Origin of the sequence: Cupriavidus sp. 2KB_3, from assembly GCF_052115685.1 — a bacterium.
GTDB lineage: Bacteria > Pseudomonadota > Gammaproteobacteria > Burkholderiales > Burkholderiaceae > Cupriavidus > Cupriavidus campinensis.
On record NZ_JBFRHD010000001.1, the window covers coordinates 237866 to 253586 of the forward strand.

Below are 15721 nucleotides of genomic sequence, written 5' to 3' on the forward strand. Positions count from 1 at the left end.
TCTTCGCTAGTCCGCTACTTCATGTCGCGCGCCACGCGGAAGCCATTCTGCGACTGGCGCACGCTGGTGCTGTACTTGAAGCGCGTGGAAGACACCATGTAGGGCGCCCCCTCCCGCCAGGAGCCGCCGCGGATCACGCGCGCGGTGCAGGCTGCTTCGTCCCAGTTGCGGCCATCGACCGGCGCGTTTTTGTACGAGCTGTGCCAGCAGTCGGCCACCCATTCCCAGACGCTGCCATTCATGTCGTGCAGGCCGTACGGATTGGCCGCGAACGAGCCCACGTTGGCCGGCGCAGCATCGCTCCACGGCTCGCCGCAGTCCTTGCAGTTGGCGTTGCCCTTGCGCATCTGGTCGCCCCACCAGTAGGCGGAGCTGGTGCCGCCGCGCGCCGCGTACTCCCATTCGGCCTCGGAGGGCAGCCGGTAGGTCTTGCCGGTGGTCTTGGTGAGCCAGGCAAGGTATTGCTGGGTGTCATCCCAACTCACGTCGCGTACCGGGGCAGCCTTGGCCTCGGCAGGATTGGTGGCAATGCGCGGGCAGGCGTTGGCATCGGCGCAGGCATTCCATTGCTCGACGGTCACCTCGAACTTGCCGATGGCGAACGGCTGGCTGATGGTCACGCGGTGCGGCGGGCGTTCGGCGGGGTCGCTGGTGCTGCTGCCCATGGTGAAGCCGCCCGGGCTCACGCTGACGAGTACCGGGCAGGCCGGGCAGTCGCGGATCTCGCCGCCCTTGGCTTCGGCCGGCCTGGCCGGCGCAGAGGCTGGGGCGGGGGCGCCTTCCTTGCCTTCGTTCGCATAGGTCACGGTGCCCTGCGCGATGGGGCCGCCGCTGCGCGAGCGCGGCTGGTTGGCGGTGGGTGGCGTGGCGGGCGTGGCGGGCGTAGCTGGGGTGCGGGCAGCAGGCGGAGGGGCGGGCGTCGGGGCTGGGGTAGGCGCCGGCTTGGCTTCCACCTTCGGCTCGGGCTTGGCCGGCTGGGTCGGAGACGTGGCCTTGATGCGCTCGATGCGTGACTTGGCGAGCGCCGCGAATCGCCCGTTCGGGTATTGCTTCAGGTACGCCTCGTAGTCGCTGGCGTAGTTGCTGTTCTTGATGGAGTCCCAGAACGACAGTTCGTACTGCTCGTCACTGTTCTTCGGCAGGATGCCGGCGCTGGCCGACGTGGCGAACATCGCACCCGCCACGCCGAGGGCGGCGCAGGACGCGCCGCCACCGAGCAACACACTGCCAATCCATGACACGACAAGAGTTTTCCGCCACATATTCAGGCCCCGTGGGTGCTGCGCAGCGCGCGGTGTGAAGTTGCCGTGACGCAATTCCGGCTCGTTTCAAGATAGCACAGCAGGTGTGGCGCGAAAGGTCGCCGTGCCGGGCCGCCCGGTTCGCTTCCGTTCGCTTTTTCCGATCTTCCGACCTACGCTTGAGGACACATCGCCGAGCGCATGCCGCCACAACACCAATCAAGATCCGCTGCCCGCTCGCCTCGCCGGTGTCCCCGTGAGGGCACCGTGTGAAGCGGACAGATCTCCGGGAGGAGCCGCGTATGTCCAGTCGATCCCCGCTCCGCGTGTTCGCGGCCGCCGTGCTTGCCACGGGACTGGCCGCCTACGCCACCCTCGCCACGCCGCTGACCCCCGCCCCGAAGAACGCCGAGACGTACATCATCTGGCCCGGCGACGGCGCTGTCATCGAAGGCGGCAAGCTCTGGGTCCGCATGGGCCTGAAGGGCATGGGGGTCTGCCCGAAGGGCGTCGAGCGCCCCAACTGCGGCCATCATCATCTGCTGATCGACGCCGAGCTGCCGCCGATGGACAAGGAAATTCCCAACGACCGCAACCACCTGCATTTTGGCGCGGGCGAGACCGACGCGCGCATCGAACTGCCGCCGGGCAAGCACACGCTGCAGCTGCTGCTGGGCGACAGCAAGCACGTGCCGTTCGATCCGCCGATTTACTCGAAGAAGATCACGATCACCGTGCGGTAGCGCACATTCGCCGATGATCGCCGCGCAGGGGAGGGAAGCCATGACGAAGCCAGTCGCCGCAGTGATCGTTCTTGCCGCCGGCTGTCTGTGGGCAGGCAGCGCCATGGCCGCCGACGCTTCGGCGCCCGCCGCCTCCGCCGGGCATGCCGCGCATGGCGCGGCATCGGCACCATCGGCACCATCGGCCACCCCGGCCAGCGGCCCCACGCCGGCGCCGAAGAACGCCTATCTCTATATCGGCTATCCGAACAACAACCAGACCCTGCCGGCCGGCAAGCCGGTCAAGGTCTGGTTCGGGCTGCGCAACATGGGCGTGGCGCCCAAGGACGTCAGGTTCCCGAACACCGGCCACCATCATCTGCTGATCGATGTGGACCTGCCGCCGATGGACAAGGAGATTCCGAACGACCGCAACCACCTGCACTTCGGCGCGGGCGAGACCGAGACCACGGTGGAACTGGCGCCGGGCAAGCACACGCTCCAGTTGCTGATGGGCGACGAGAAGCACATCCCGACCAATCCGCCGGTGTACTCGAAGAAGATCACGATCTATGTGAAGTAGGCGGGCGGAACGCCTGCTCCACGAGGCGCGCAGCGATGCGCGCCTTTTTTTATCGGCGATGTTGGCGGCGGCCAGACAGTTTGCCCGCAGCCGTTGTGTCGCCACCAACAGGCCGGGACTAGGCCAAGCCCGATGCCATGTGACGCGACACTCTGCCAACCCTTGACCCGCCAGCCCTGGCGGGTTTTTTTCAGCCTTCTGGCACGGGCTGGCACGCTTGCTGCGATATGACAACCGAGCGCGACACCAACCCGATGCTCAACCCAACCAAGCCTTACCCCTTCCTCTCTAGGAGAACTGAAATGACCACGCTGACCATCCAAGACCTGTCCTCGACCGAAACCCTCGACGCCAAGAAGATGAGCGCCGTATCCGGTGGCCTGGGCCTCTTCGCCCCGTACACCTCGATCTATCACCCGGTGAAGATCGACTTCGACAAGACCACGACGATCAACCAGAGCAACCAGCAGATGCAGGAAGTCAACAGCCTGTTCGGCAACGGCTCGGCCTTCCAGGAACACATGAAGAACACGGTCACGACGTCGCAAACCGCCACCAACAACGTGTACTGATCCATCGCCGGTTCAGATCGGCAGGGCACCGCGAACGACGGTGCCCCAAGCCGCACGGGGAGCATTGCGCCGGGGACCCCTCCGTCCCGGCGCCTTTTTTTCGCCCCGCACGCATGTCGAGGTTGGAGCTGGCTCCGCTTCGCACCACAATACAGTCGAGCGCCACGGCAGGCAGCACGCGTCCGAGGGCGTTCCATGCAGGATGTCATCGTGTTCGCTTTCGCCCCGGCCCCCGCACTGGCCAGACCTGTTGCCGCTGCGCTTTGCGCGCTGCTGATGGCCGGTTGCGCCGATTTTCGCCCCCCAGAGTACAAGCGCCCGGAAACGCCGGCCAAGGCGGACTGGTCGCGCACGGAGTCGATCTCCGTATCGCCGGCCGAGACCATCGTGCCGAACTGGTGGCAAGGCTTCGGCGACCCCTATCTCGATGAACTGGTGGCCAAGGCGCTGGCCGGCAACTACGACATCCGCGTGCTGGCCGCCCGCATCCGCGTGGCGAGCGCGCAGATTGGCGAGGCACGTGCCGGCGCGCTGCCCGTGTTCGACATCGGCGCCGGCGCGAGTTTCGACAAGACCACCGGCCAGGCGATGACGCGCACCTTCAACCTGGGCGCCACCGTCAACTGGGATATCGATATCTGGGGCAAGGTGGAAAAGGGCGTGCAGGCCCAGACCGCCGAGTACCGCGCCTCCGAGGCGGACTGGCGCGCGGGCTACCTGGCGCTGGTGTCCGATGTGTCGATCACGTACTTCACGCTGCTCCAGCTCGACGAGCAGATCGCCCAGCAGCGGGTCACCGTGTCCCGCAACAACGACATCCTGACCACCTACAAGGCGATGTTCGCCAACGGGCTGCTGCCGCAGATCCGCGTGATGCAGCAGCAGGCGGAAATCAACCGGCTTACCAAGGACCTGATCGAGCTGCGCCGCTCGCGCGACGTGGCCGAGAACGCACTGGGCACGCTGGTCGGCGTGCCGGCTGGCGAGTTCAAGGTGCCGGCGGGGCGGCTGCAGGACCGGGTCAAGCTGCCGGTGGTGCCGGCCGGGCTGCCGTCGCAGTTGCTGGCGCGCCGCCCGGACATCGTGGCCGCCGAGTACCGCGTGCTGTCCGCGTACAACGTCGTCGGCCAGGCCCGGCTCGCCCAGCTGCCCAGTATCAGCCTCACGGCGCGCGGCGGCACGGCCAGCTTCGCGCTGTCCGACCTGCTCAAGTCCTTTACCTTCGGCTTCATGCCGAGCATCAACCTGCCGATGCTCGACCCCAATGTGCGCGCCCGCGTGAAGACCACCGAGGCCAATATCGGCGTGGTGGAGAACGAGTACGGCCGCACGGTGATGACGGCGTTCGAGGAAGTGGAGAGTGCGCTGGTCAATGTGGATGCCCACAAGCGGCAGCGCATTGAACTCCAGCAGCAGGTGGATCAGTTGCGCGTGGTCTCCACCCAGATCGAGGCGCAGGCCAAGGAAGGCATTGCGTCACAGCTGGAGGTCTTCGAGACCGAGCGTTCGCTGCTCCAGGCCCAGCTGGCGTTGTTGGCGGCCCACCAACAAATCCTGGCCGATACCGTCACGCTGTACAAGGCGCTCGGTGGCGGCTGGCCGAGCACCACCGTCAGCAATGCCGCGCCAGCCAACGGCGTGAATACGACAGCGAACGTAGCGCCTTAGCCGCACGCGCGCACAAAGCGTTTCAACCTTGAAACCCGCCTGCCGCGTGCCTTCGCGCAACGCTGCACCGCAGCGGATTGACTCCCGAAAAGCGTGGCCTACTATGTTCATACGCGTGACCTCCCGTACCCCCAAGGCCAGGAAAACCGGCCATGGGCGGCACAGCGCCACCGGCCCGACTGTTGGTTCCGTTGAAACATGACGCGCGACGATGCCCTGATCATGGAAATGCCGGTGAGAACGGGGCAGGCGTTCGACGTCCTGCTGATGCCCGTGTCCCGGCCCGAACTCGGCGAGATCCGGATCGGGGAGGATTTGTTCGCCATCGGCCGTGGCGAGGCGCCGTTCGTCGCCTATCCGGCGGAGACGGTCTCGGTACTTTCGCGCCGCCACGCGCGTATTTTCGCCGAGGACGGCGCCGTCTACGTGGCGGACCTCGGCAGCAAGAACGGCACGCGCGTGAATGGCGATGCCGTGGCCAAGCAGCCGGCGCTGCTGCGCGATGGCGACGAGGTGAGCTTTGGCGCGGCGCTGTCGTACCGCGTGCGCGTCTATCCGCGGCCCCCGGCGCCGGAGCCGCCACGTCTGGCCGTCACGCTCGCGCCGATCCGCCCGGAAATCGGCTTGCAGCCGGTGGTCGTGTCGGGCTTCCCGTTCCTGGTCAGCAAGGCCGATGACACCTTCGCGCGCTATCGCGACGACTATCCGCATCAGGTCAACTACCTTTCGCGCCGCCATGCGCACCTGTTCCTGAAGGCGGGGTCGCCGTGGCTGGAGGACCTGGGCAGCACCAACGGCACCTTCGTCAACGGGGTGCGGCTCGAGGACCAGGCCGTGCGCCTGGAGCCCGGCGATGTGATTGCGTTCGGCGGCAGCCATTTCGTCTACCGCGTAGATATCGAGCGTGAAGACGATGCCGACGCCACCGCCACGCGCTCCGTGCTGTACGAGGCACCGCCGCCTGCGTCTGCGCCAGAGGCAGCGTCCGCGCCTGCCGCCCCCGATTCGCTGGGCGCCGACCCTGACAAGACCACCTTCGTCGGCGCCGCCGATTCCTTCCTCGACATCTTCTGCGTGGACTATGCCGCCGCACAGGAGGACGAGGTGAACCCCGAGCCGATGCCGGACGGCGGCCACGCCCCGGCCCACAAGCCGGCGCCGCGCGGCAAGGTGGCCATGCTGCTCGCCGAGGCGGCGCGCACCTTCGGCATCGATGACCGGCGCAAGCAGGCGCGCGTGGCACGCTGGGGCGCCGTGGCACTGCTGCTGGCGGCCATCGGCGGCGGCTACCTGTACTGGCGCGGTGCGCCGGACCGCTCGCTGACCGCGCTGATGGACAAGGGCGACTACGCGCGCGCCGCCGCGCTGGCGGACGACTATCTGACGCGGCATCCCGACAACACCCAGTATCAGGCGACCGGCACCGAGGCGCTGATGCGGGCCTGGGTGCCGCCGTGGACCGCGCGGGTGCGCGCGAAGGATTTCAGCGGCGCCGACGCCGTGCTGGCCGAGATGCGCACCCACAGCCGCCATAACCCCGATGGCCGCGCGCTGATCGATGAACTGGAGTGGGTCGGCAGCGTGGCGCGGCTGATGGCGGCGCGCGGTGACCCGGATGCGCCGATCCGCATGTATGCCGACGAAGCGCGCATCCGCGCCCTGGTGGCCCGCTGGGGCACGGACACGGTGGCGCACCAGCGCGCGCTCGGCCGCATCGCCAACCAGGTGCCGGTGTTCCGCGACGCCTATGCGGAGGGTCTGAGCAACCTGCGCAGGCTCCAGAACGAGGATTCGGTGTACCTCGCCGCGATCGACCGCTTCAATGCTGCCATCGCCACCGAGCTCGCCCGCGAGCAGCCCGAGGCGCTGCAGGCGATGCTGGCCGACTACAAGGACAAGTACCCGCGCCTGGCCGGGCTGGACCGCGTGGAGAGCGACCTCAAGCAGTACACCGCGCTGATCGAGTCGCTGCGCCAGCGCGCCACCGGGCCGCTCGTCGCCCAGATGCGCCAGGTCAGCTTCGCCACGCCGCCGTTCAAGGCGCAGTACGAGGCGCTGCTGGCGGCAAAGCTGCCACCGGCCGACGTGCAGCGCCAGTACGCGCTGGCCGACGATGCCTGGCGGCGAGGCGACAGCACGGCGGCCATCGACGCGCTGCGCCAGATCACCAGCGGCCCGTGGGCGGCCGATGTGGCCAAGGACGTGGCGCACAAGCAGCAGGTGGCGGCGCAGTTCGCCAAGGTGAAGGAGGGCAGGGCGGGCAACAGCGGCTACGAGGACGCCTTGCTTGCCTTCTATGCCGGACTCGATCCGGACGCCGACGCGTATTACGTGAAGGCCATCGACGCCGATGTCAACACGATTCGCGAGGCGGCGCTGCGCCGCGCCAACCAGCTGCTCAACCGCGCCGCCACGCAGTGGCGCCAGTACCGCAACAACGGGCTGATTGCGGGCGAGCAGCGGCTGGAGGCCGGTATCTCGCCGAAGTTCCGCGCGCAGGCCCGCCTGCTGGCCGAAGCGCAGGGCGACGCCCGCCAGGGCTTGCGCATCTACAGCCAGCTCAAGGCTGGCGACATGGCGGAGTGGACCAAGGTGCGCGACGAGATCCAGGCCGAGGTAGACCTCCAGCGGCGCTCGCTCAACGACCTGCGCATGGTGCTGGACCCGGCCGTGCTGCGCGCCAAGCTCGAACTGGTGGGCGAGGGCAGCAAGGGCGCCGCACCCGACGCCGCACCCGAGGGCGCCACCCCTTCCACCCCTGCCGCCACCCCTGCCAGCACTACCGCATCCGGAGGCGCGCGATGAGCGAGGATCCCCGCGACAGCAAGCTGCGCCCGCTCAACGAGGCGCTCGAAGACCACAGCGCCGAAGGCATCGCCATCCTGAGTTCCGAGCCGTGGCGGCTGTCGATGCTGACCGTGGTCATCACCGGCGCGCTGGTGATCTGCGCGCTGATCTGGTCGTTCTTCGGGCATGCCGATGTCATCGTGACGGCGCACGGCACGCTGGCGCCGGAGTCGGAGGTGCGCCGCTTCTATGCGCCCGTCGATGGCGAGCTGGCCGACCTCTACGTGGCCGAGGGCCAGCCGGTGTCGAAGGATGACGTGCTGGCGCGGCTCAACGCGCGCGGCGCGATCGAGGCGGCGGCCAGCGCGCTGGAGGCGCAGCTGAAGCTGGAGGACTCGGAGCGCGAGTGGAAGCAGTTTCCCGAGCGCAAGGTGCTGATGGAGCGCCGCGCGCAGGCGCTCAAGCAGCAGATCGAACTGGCCACGCGCCAGCACGAGAACCGCATGGCCGAGGGCACCACGCGGCTGGCCGAGCAGCAGCGCGCGCAGTTGCAGGAGGCGCGCAGCAACCTCGAGAACGCCCGCCGCGCGCGCGACTTCGCCCGGCAGGAGCAGGACCGCTACGCGCGGCTGTTCGCGCTGCCGGCTGGCGGCGGGGTGTCGCAGTCGCAGGTGGAAGGCAAGCGCGCCATTACCCAGGACGCCGAGAACAACCTGCGCGTGGCGCAGTCGCGGCTGACCGAGCTGGACGCGCGGCTCTCGCAGCAGTACACGCAGGCCAGCGCCCAGCTGGAAGGCAGCGGCCAGGAGCTGGCCAACCTGCGCATCCAGTACGACGCCGCGATGCGCGAGATCAGCAACACCGAGGACAAGCTGCGCCTGCAGGTGCAGACCGCCCGGCTGGTGGCGGAGGCCGCCGCGCGCATCAAGTTCGAGAACATCGACAAGGACAACTTCCTGCTGATCGTGGCGCCGGTGTCGGGCGTGATTACCGACGTCACCTCCACGCAGCGCGGCGACAAGGTGCAGGCCAACGCGCCGCTCGGGGGCATCGCCCCAAAGGATGCCCGGCCGATGCTGCGCATCGAGATTGCCGAGCGCGACCGCGCCTTCCTGCGCGAGGGCCTGCCGGTGAAGCTCAAGTTCAACGCGTTTCCGTACCAGCGCTACGGGCTGATCGCGGGCACGCTGGAGTACATCTCGCCGGCCACCAAGCCGTCGGGGCCGGACAAGCAGCCCGTGTACGAGGGGCGCGTGCGGCTGGCGCAGGACTACTACGCCGTGGCCAGCAACCGCTACCCGCTGCGTTACGGCATGACCGCCACGGCGGAGATCGTGGTGCGTGAGCGCCGCCTGATCGACCTCGGGCTTGACCCGTTCCGGCAGGTGGCGGGCTGAACAGATTCCAGCAATAAAAAAGGAGAGGGCGATGACAGCCATCGTGCGGATCGACGAGGAAGTGATCGGCGTCGACGAATTCGTGAGGGTACTCAAGCTCACCGGCCAGTTCGAGGGGCTGGTGGAGCAGCTCGTGCGCGACAAGCTGACCGCCCACGCGGCGCGGCGGCACGGCATCAAGCTGGCGCCGGCGGAGATCCAGGAGCGCGCCGACCAGTTCCGCCGCGTGCAGGGGCTGCATCGCGCGGCGGACATGAACCATTATCTCGACGCGCTTGGCATCACCCTGGACGAGTTCGAGGCGTTCATCACCGACAGCCTCTACCAGGAGAAGATGCTGGCCGAGGTCTGCAATGACGCAGCCATGGAGACCTACTTCCAGCTCAACTCACCGAAGTTCGACAGCATCGAGGTGAGCCATATCGTCGTGGATACCGAGGGCAAGGCGCGCGAGCTGGTCTCCTACCTCCAGGACGACCCGGACAGCTTCGCCGAGATGGCGCGCGAGCACTCGATAGCCGACACGCGCGAGCAGGGCGGCGACATCGGCAAGGTGCTGCGCGGCTCGCTCAAGAGCGACATCGAGGCCAAGGTCTTCAATGCCGAGCCGGGCGCCCTGCTGGGGCCGTTCCCGGCGGCGGACCGCTCGTTCTTCGAGGTGTTCCTGGTGCGGGCCAAGCATCCGGCGCGGCTCGACGCCGACGTGGCCGTGGAGGTGCGCCGGCTGCTGCGCGAGGAATGGCTGATGGCCAGGGCTCAGGAACATGTCATCCAAGCCCGCTAGCGATGCCGCCGCCGAGGCGCCCCCGCCAGGGGCCGCCCCCACGCCGGCCGCTCCGACGCTAGCCGATTTCCTCGCCACGGTGGAGATCCTCTCGCCGCTCTCGCGCGAGGAACTCGAACGGCTGGCCGCCAGCGCGCGCACGCTGACCTTCGGCTTCGGCGACACGGTCTGCAATGCCGGCGACCCGGCCGAGGGCATTTTCATCGTCCGGGCCGGCTCGGTGCGCGTGTTCAACGAGGAGCACGGCAAGGAAATCAGCATGGGCGTGCGCAAGGCCGGCGAGGTCTTTGCCGATATCGCCTTGCTGCGCGAGTACCGGCACGAGTCCTCCGTGCGGGCGTCGGGCAAGACCGAGCTGATCACGATTCCGCGCAGCGTGTCGGAGCCGGTGGTGGGCGGCAACCCGGCCGCGCTGGCCTTCATCACCAGCTACGTGGCGATCAGCTCGGCTGGCGGCTTCGTCGCGCGGCTGTTCGACCTGCGCGGCAAGCTGGACAAGAGCGAACTCGAAGACGCCGTGCGCAGCGTGGGCGTGAAGCGTGTGGCGGCCGGCAAGCCCATCCTCCAGCAGGACGGCCGCGACGACCGCCGCCTCTACGTGGTGCGGCAGGGCACGGTGCGGATCGTGCGCGAGGAGGACGGCGACACCTTCCCGCTCGCCACGCTCGGCCAGGGCGAGATCTTCGGCGAACGGGCCTGTGTGATGCGGCAGGAGCAGATCGCCTCGGCCATCGCCGAAACCGATACGCGGCTGCTGGTGATTCCCGAGAAGACGGTCCAGCTGATCCTGGAGCGCAACGTGCGGCTGCGCGAGGTGCTGGAGGAACGCATCCGCGCCGTGGACCGCGAGCTGCACCGCCAGAAGAAGCTGGCCGAGCGGCGCAAGCGGCCGGTGCTGCTCGATCTCCATTCCAAACCGGAGTTCGGCGAGCGCGTGATCCGCCGCTTCGCGCTGGTGGAGCAGGCGGAGGAGATGGATTGCGGCGCTGCCTGCCTGGCGATGATCTGCCGGCACCACGGCATTCCGATGACGCTGGGCAAGCTGCGCGAGCTGGCCAACGTGACCACCTCCGGCGCCACGCTGGACAGCCTGGCGCGCGCGGGTGAGTCGCTCGGCTTCACCACGCGCGGCGTGCAATGCACGCGCGACGCGCTGCAGGGCTTTGAGCTGCCCTTCATCGTGCACTGGGAGGGCTATCACTACGTGGTGGTGTACGGCATCTCGGCGCGCCATGTCTGGGTGGCCGACCCCGCCATCGGCTTCCGCAAGATGAGCACGGAGGAATTCGAGCGCGGCTGGAGCGGCACCTGCCTGCTGTTCACGGCCGGCGAGTCCATGACCGAGCTGGCCGTGGCGCGCTCGCCGTGGCTGCGCTTCATCGGCTATCTGTCGCCGTACAAGCGCATCCTCGCGCACCTGTTCCTGGCCACCTTCGTGATCCAGATGCTCGGGGTGGTGCCGCCGCTGATCATCCAGAACATCCTCGACGGCGTGGTGGTGCACCAGAACGTCGGCCTGCTGCACCTGCTGATCCTGGGGCTGGTGATCTCCAACGTGTTCACCCAGCTGATGGCGACCGTCCGCGCGTACCTGGCGAATTTCATGGTGCGCAATATGGACTTCGCGATGATGTCGCACTTCTTCAAGCACACGTTGTCTTTGCCGCTGTCGTTCTTCGCCAAGCGCAAGACGGGCGACATCTTCGCGCGCTTCCAGGAGAACCAGACGATCCGGGCCTTCCTGACCGAATCCACGGTGACCACGGCGCTGAACCTGCTGATGGTGTTCATCTACTTCACCATCATGTTCTTCTACAACGTCAAGCTGACGCTGTTGCTGATCGCCTTCATCATCCCGATTGCCGCGCTGACCGTCATCGTCACGCCGAAGGTGAAGACCTACGCGCGCGACGTGTTCGCGGCCTCGACCGACGCCAAGTCGTACCTGATGGAGACGCTGGGCGGGGCCGAGACGGTGAAGGGCATGGGCATCGAGCGGCCGGTGCGGCTGCGCTGGGAGCGCAAGTACGCCAAGGCGCTGGAAAAGCAGTACCAGGCCCAGTCCTTCCACATCCTGGTCGGGCTGGTCAGCCAGGTCCTGAACGCGGCCACGACCATCGCCGTGCTGTGGGTCGGCGCCACGCTGGTGCTGGAGCGCGAGCTGACCATCGGCCAGTTGATTGCCTTCAACGCCTTCATGGGCAGCGTGCTGGCCCCGGTGATGGGGCTGGTGGCGCTGTGGAGCCAGTTGAACGACGCCGGCGTGGCAATGGAGCGGCTGGGCGACGTGCTGGATCTGGAGCCGGAGCAGAAGCCGCAGGACGTGCTGTCGCGCGTGATGCTGCCGGACCTCCAGGGCGATATCCGCTTCGAGGGCGTGTACTTCCGCTACGGCGGCGAGGACACCCCCTACGTGCTCGAGAACATCAGCTTCCACATGCGGCCCGGCGAGATGGTGGCCATCGTGGGCCGCAGCGGCTCCGGCAAGACCACGCTGGCCAAGCTGCTGGTGGGCTTCTACAAGCCGTGCGAGGGGTCGATGTCGGTGGATGGCTATGACCTCAACGTGATCGACGCCGGCTTCTATCGCGCCCAGGTGGGCTATGTGATGCAGACCAACCTGCTGTTCTCGGGCACCATCGCCGAGAACGTCGCCTGCGGCGAAGACAGCCCCGACCGCCGCCGCATCGAGGAAGTGGCGAAGATGGCGGACGCGCACGCCTTCATCTCCAAGCTGCCGCTCGGCTACGAGCAGGTCGTGGGCGAGCGCGGCATCGGGCTGTCGGGCGGACAGATCCAGCGGCTGTGCATCGCCCGGGCGCTGTATCACGACCCGCGCCTGCTGGTGTTCGACGAGGCCACCTCAGCGCTGGATACGCAGTCCGAGAGCAACATCCTCGCCAACATGCAGGAGATTCTGCGCGGGCGCACGGCGGTCATCATCGCGCACCGGCTCAGCACGATCATGCAGGCGGACAAGATCCTCGTGCTGTACGAAGGCGGCATCGTGGAGCAGGGGCGGCACGAGGAACTGCTCGCGCGCCGCGGCATGTACTACCAGTTGGTCCAGAAACAGTTGAGCGCGGCATGAAGCTATTCAACCAGGGCACGCCTGTTACCTCCGCGGTGTCGTTTGCCGGGCTGATCGAGAAGATCGAGATCCTGCGCTCCACGCTGCGCTGGTCGTCGCGGCTGGAGCGGCCCGAGATCGAGAAGCTGCTCAAGCAGGCCACCACGCTGCGCGACGAGGTGATGGGGCTGTCGCACAAGGAGCGCTTCGTGGCGGCGGCGTCGGCCGAGCCCGAGGCAGTGACCGAGGTGGAGCCGGTGGACCTGTCCTCGCGCGAGCGGCGCCAGGCGCTGATGGAGCGCAGCTTCATCTTCGAGGGCACCTTCGGCGACAACCCCAAGCTGCTGGAGGCGCTGGAGATTGCCGAGAAGGCTTCCCCGACCGACCTCCCGGTGCTGATCGACGGCGAAAGCGGCACCGGCAAGGAGCTGATGGCGAAGGTGATCCACGCCAATGGCTCGCGCACGGACAAGCCGTTCATCTCGGTCAACTGCGGGGCGATTCCGGACAGCCTGCTCGAATCGGAACTGTTCGGCCACAAGAAGGGCGCGTTCACGGGCGCCGCCAACGACCGGCGCGGCAAGTTCGAGAGCGCCCACACCGGTACGATCTTCCTTGACGAGATCGGCGAATTGCCGCTGGTCGGGCAGGTCAAGCTGCTGCGCGTGCTGGAGGCGCACGAGATCCAGCGCGTGGGCTCGGACGAGGTGATCTCCGTGGACGCCCGCATCGTGGCCGCCACCAACAAGGATCTACGGCGGATGAGCCAGGAAGGCACCTTCCGCGAAGACCTGTTCTATCGGCTCAGCGTGATTCATGTGACGTTACCGGCACTGCGCGAGCGGCGCGACGAGATCGCACTGCTGGTGGCCTATTTCGGCGATGAGTCCGCCGGCCAGTTGAAGCGCCGGCCGGTCAAGCTGACGCCCCGCCTGCGCGATTTCCTGATGCACTACGACTACCCCGGCAATATCCGCGAACTGCGCAACCTGATGTACCGGATTTCCTGCCTGGCCGGCGATACGGCCGATCTGGCCCACCTGCCGCAGGACATCCGTCCCCGGCCGGCGGGGCTGTCCGTGGTGGCGGGGGCAGGGCGCGCTGGCGTGGCGGACGTGACCACGGCCACCTCGCTGGCCGAGGCGAAGCGCGCCGCCAGCGACGAGGCCGAGCGGGCCTTCCTCGAACGGGGCCTGCAGGAGGTGGGCGGCACGGTGGCGGAACTGGCGCGGCGCTTCGAGATGAATCGCTCGCACGTGCAGATGCTGCTCAAGAAGCACGGCATCCATTCGAAGGATTTCCGGGGCAGCCGGACGGCGGAGGGCGGGAAGTAGGCTCGCCGCTCAGACTTCCGGATTGAGCAGGGTCATGTCGGAGCCGCCGCCGATGTCCTCGGCGCGCAGCACGACGACGGAGACGTTGTCGTGCCCGCCATTCACCAGCGCTTGCTGCACCAGCTCGTTGGCTGCCGCCGCGCAGTCCCCCGCGCTGGCCGCCAGCACGGCCGCGATGCCGGCATCCTCCACCTCGTTGCTCAGGCCATCGCTGCAGAGCAGGAACATGTCGCCATCGCCCACTTCGAGTGTCAGCACGTCGAGGTCTAGCCGGGTGGCGGCGCCCACGGCGCGCGTGATGGTGTTGTGGGCGGGATGGTGCTTGGCTTCCTCGGCCGTAATCAGCCCCCGGGCGCGCAGCCGCTCCACCTGGCTGTGGTCGCGCGTGAGCTGTTTCAGGTGGCCAGCCCGGAAAAGATAGAGCCGGCTGTCGCCGGCCCAGAGGCACCCACAACGCCGCTCACAGGCCAGCATCGCCACGACGGTGCTGCCGATCACCCGCACCTTCATCCGCACGGCTTCGTCGATCAGCGCCTGGTTCACGGCAAGGAGCGCCGTGCGGGCGTCGTCCAGCGCGCCATCCAGGCTGCCGGGCGGCCCCAGGCCGGAGAGGGCCTGGACGATGGCCCGGCTGGCGAAGTCGCCGACGGCATGGCCGCCCATGCCGTCGGCCACCGCCCAGATGCCGCGTTCGGGCAGGTCCAGGCAGGCGTCCTCGTTGCGTCCCCGCACCCGGCCGACGTCCGTGGCGGCGGCCGAGCTCCAGCGGAATTCCGTTGCGCAGGTCACGGTGTGCTCCGGCGCGGAAGAAAGCGGCTCCGCGCAAGCGCCGCCCCCCGGGGCAGCATCAAAGGGTGGCCGGTGGGAGTGCTCCCCGGCCACCGGGCAGGACTCAGATCAACCGACCCTTGTTCCGGGCGTCCAGCGCGGCGTCCACGGTGATGGTCGAATTGGGCGCGTTGTTCTGGACGTCGATGTTCTGGAACTGGTTGTTCATCTGATCAGCATAGAAGCTGTAGTTGATCTCGTAAAAGTTCACGACAGGAGACGCGCTGGGGCGGGAGGCCACGTAGGGCTGGATCCAGCCGAACACCCACGGGGCGCCGCCGCCGCGAATGCAGGACATGGCGCGGAAATCCAGCTCGTGACGGGTGTCGAGGTCCTTGACGATGAGGGTGGCCATGATGGTCTCCAGAGTCGGGGGCGGCGCGTGGCGCCATGCCTGAATAGAGCAAGCGGTGTGCCATTGCGGATTTGTGATTCACGGGGCGCAAGACGGGCCCAGCGTGGCGTCCGGACGGCCTGCGGCGTTGGCACCAGCCCAACACCGGGCCATACGGGTGTCGGCTGCCATCCGCCACCGCCCGCCATCGCCGGGCGGGCGGGGAATAAGCCCAGCTGATGGCCGCCAGCCAACACATCACCCGGAAAACTGTTGGATGACCGCGCACGGTTGCCGGCCGACAAGGGGGGCGGATCGCCCGCAACCCCTTGTCCTGCCGTGGTTCGATGGCATTGGCACGCTTGATGCGGTTGGTTGGCATCGACACAGCACTGGCTGCC

At 67.8% G+C, this 15721-nt stretch carries 12 protein-coding genes; 9 read left to right on the plus strand and 3 right to left on the minus strand.

From position 1 onward, the window contains the following. Nucleotides 1–14 precede the first annotated feature (14 nt). Nucleotides 15–1262 (minus strand): formylglycine-generating enzyme family protein, encoded by a 1248-nt coding sequence (locus AB4120_RS01125; protein WP_441641757.1) that lies wholly within the window; start codon nt 1260–1262, stop codon nt 15–17. A gap of 281 nt (nt 1263–1543) precedes the next feature. Here AB4120_RS01125 and AB4120_RS01130 point away from each other — a divergent pair, with 281 nt between their 5' ends. The 9 genes from AB4120_RS01130 to AB4120_RS01170 all read left to right on the plus strand — a co-directional run bounded on the left by AB4120_RS01130 (nt 1544) and on the right by AB4120_RS01170 (nt 14158). Further along, a complete protein-coding gene (locus tag AB4120_RS01130; protein ID WP_149135508.1) occupies nt 1544–1984 on the plus strand; it encodes a DUF4399 domain-containing protein in 441 nt (146 codons plus the stop codon). A 103-nt stretch (nt 1985–2087) separates the two neighbouring features. Beyond that, nucleotides 2088–2546 (plus strand): DUF4399 domain-containing protein, encoded by a 459-nt coding sequence (locus AB4120_RS01135; RefSeq protein ID WP_149137472.1) that lies wholly within the window; start codon nt 2088–2090, stop codon nt 2544–2546. A gap of 302 nt (nt 2547–2848) precedes the next feature. Further along, the gene (locus AB4120_RS01140) at nt 2849–3118 is read left to right on the plus strand and encodes a hypothetical protein (protein WP_149135509.1); all 270 of its coding nucleotides are present in this window, start codon (nt 2849–2851) and stop codon (nt 3116–3118) included. Between the two features lie 195 nt (nt 3119–3313). Continuing rightward, a complete protein-coding gene (locus AB4120_RS01145; protein ID WP_149135510.1) occupies nt 3314–4786 on the plus strand; it encodes an efflux transporter outer membrane subunit in 1473 nt (490 codons plus the stop codon). Between the two features lie 198 nt (nt 4787–4984). Further along, nucleotides 4985–7591 (plus strand): FHA domain-containing protein, encoded by a 2607-nt coding sequence (locus tag AB4120_RS01150; RefSeq protein ID WP_149135511.1) that lies wholly within the window; start codon nt 4985–4987, stop codon nt 7589–7591. Next, nucleotides 7588–8970, plus strand: a complete 1383-nt coding sequence (locus tag AB4120_RS01155; RefSeq protein WP_144199625.1) for an HlyD family efflux transporter periplasmic adaptor subunit — start codon at nt 7588–7590, stop codon at nt 8968–8970. The genes AB4120_RS01150 and AB4120_RS01155 overlap by 4 nt, the downstream gene beginning before the upstream one ends. 31 nt (nt 8971–9001) lie before the next feature. Then, the gene (locus AB4120_RS01160; RefSeq protein WP_149135512.1) at nt 9002–9754 is read left to right on the plus strand and encodes a peptidylprolyl isomerase; all 753 of its coding nucleotides are present in this window, start codon (nt 9002–9004) and stop codon (nt 9752–9754) included. Beyond that, nucleotides 9735–12845 (plus strand): peptidase domain-containing ABC transporter, encoded by a 3111-nt coding sequence (locus AB4120_RS01165; protein ID WP_262389555.1) that lies wholly within the window; start codon nt 9735–9737, stop codon nt 12843–12845. The genes AB4120_RS01160 and AB4120_RS01165 overlap by 20 nt, the downstream gene beginning before the upstream one ends. Next, on the plus strand, nt 12842–14158 hold the full coding sequence (locus AB4120_RS01170) for a sigma-54 interaction domain-containing protein (protein WP_144199618.1): 1317 nt from the start codon (nt 12842–12844) through the stop codon (nt 14156–14158). The genes AB4120_RS01165 and AB4120_RS01170 overlap by 4 nt, the downstream gene beginning before the upstream one ends. 9 nt (nt 14159–14167) lie before the next feature. Here AB4120_RS01170 and AB4120_RS01175 read toward each other — a convergent pair whose 3' ends face one another. Both AB4120_RS01175 and AB4120_RS01180 read right to left on the minus strand, forming a co-directional pair. Further along, nucleotides 14168–14947 (minus strand): PP2C family protein-serine/threonine phosphatase, encoded by a 780-nt coding sequence (locus AB4120_RS01175; protein ID WP_149135513.1) that lies wholly within the window; start codon nt 14945–14947, stop codon nt 14168–14170. 103 nt (nt 14948–15050) lie between these two features. Beyond that, the gene (locus AB4120_RS01180) at nt 15051–15341 is read right to left on the minus strand and encodes a hypothetical protein (RefSeq protein WP_149135514.1); all 291 of its coding nucleotides are present in this window, start codon (nt 15339–15341) and stop codon (nt 15051–15053) included. Between the last annotated feature and the right edge of the window lie 380 nt (nt 15342–15721).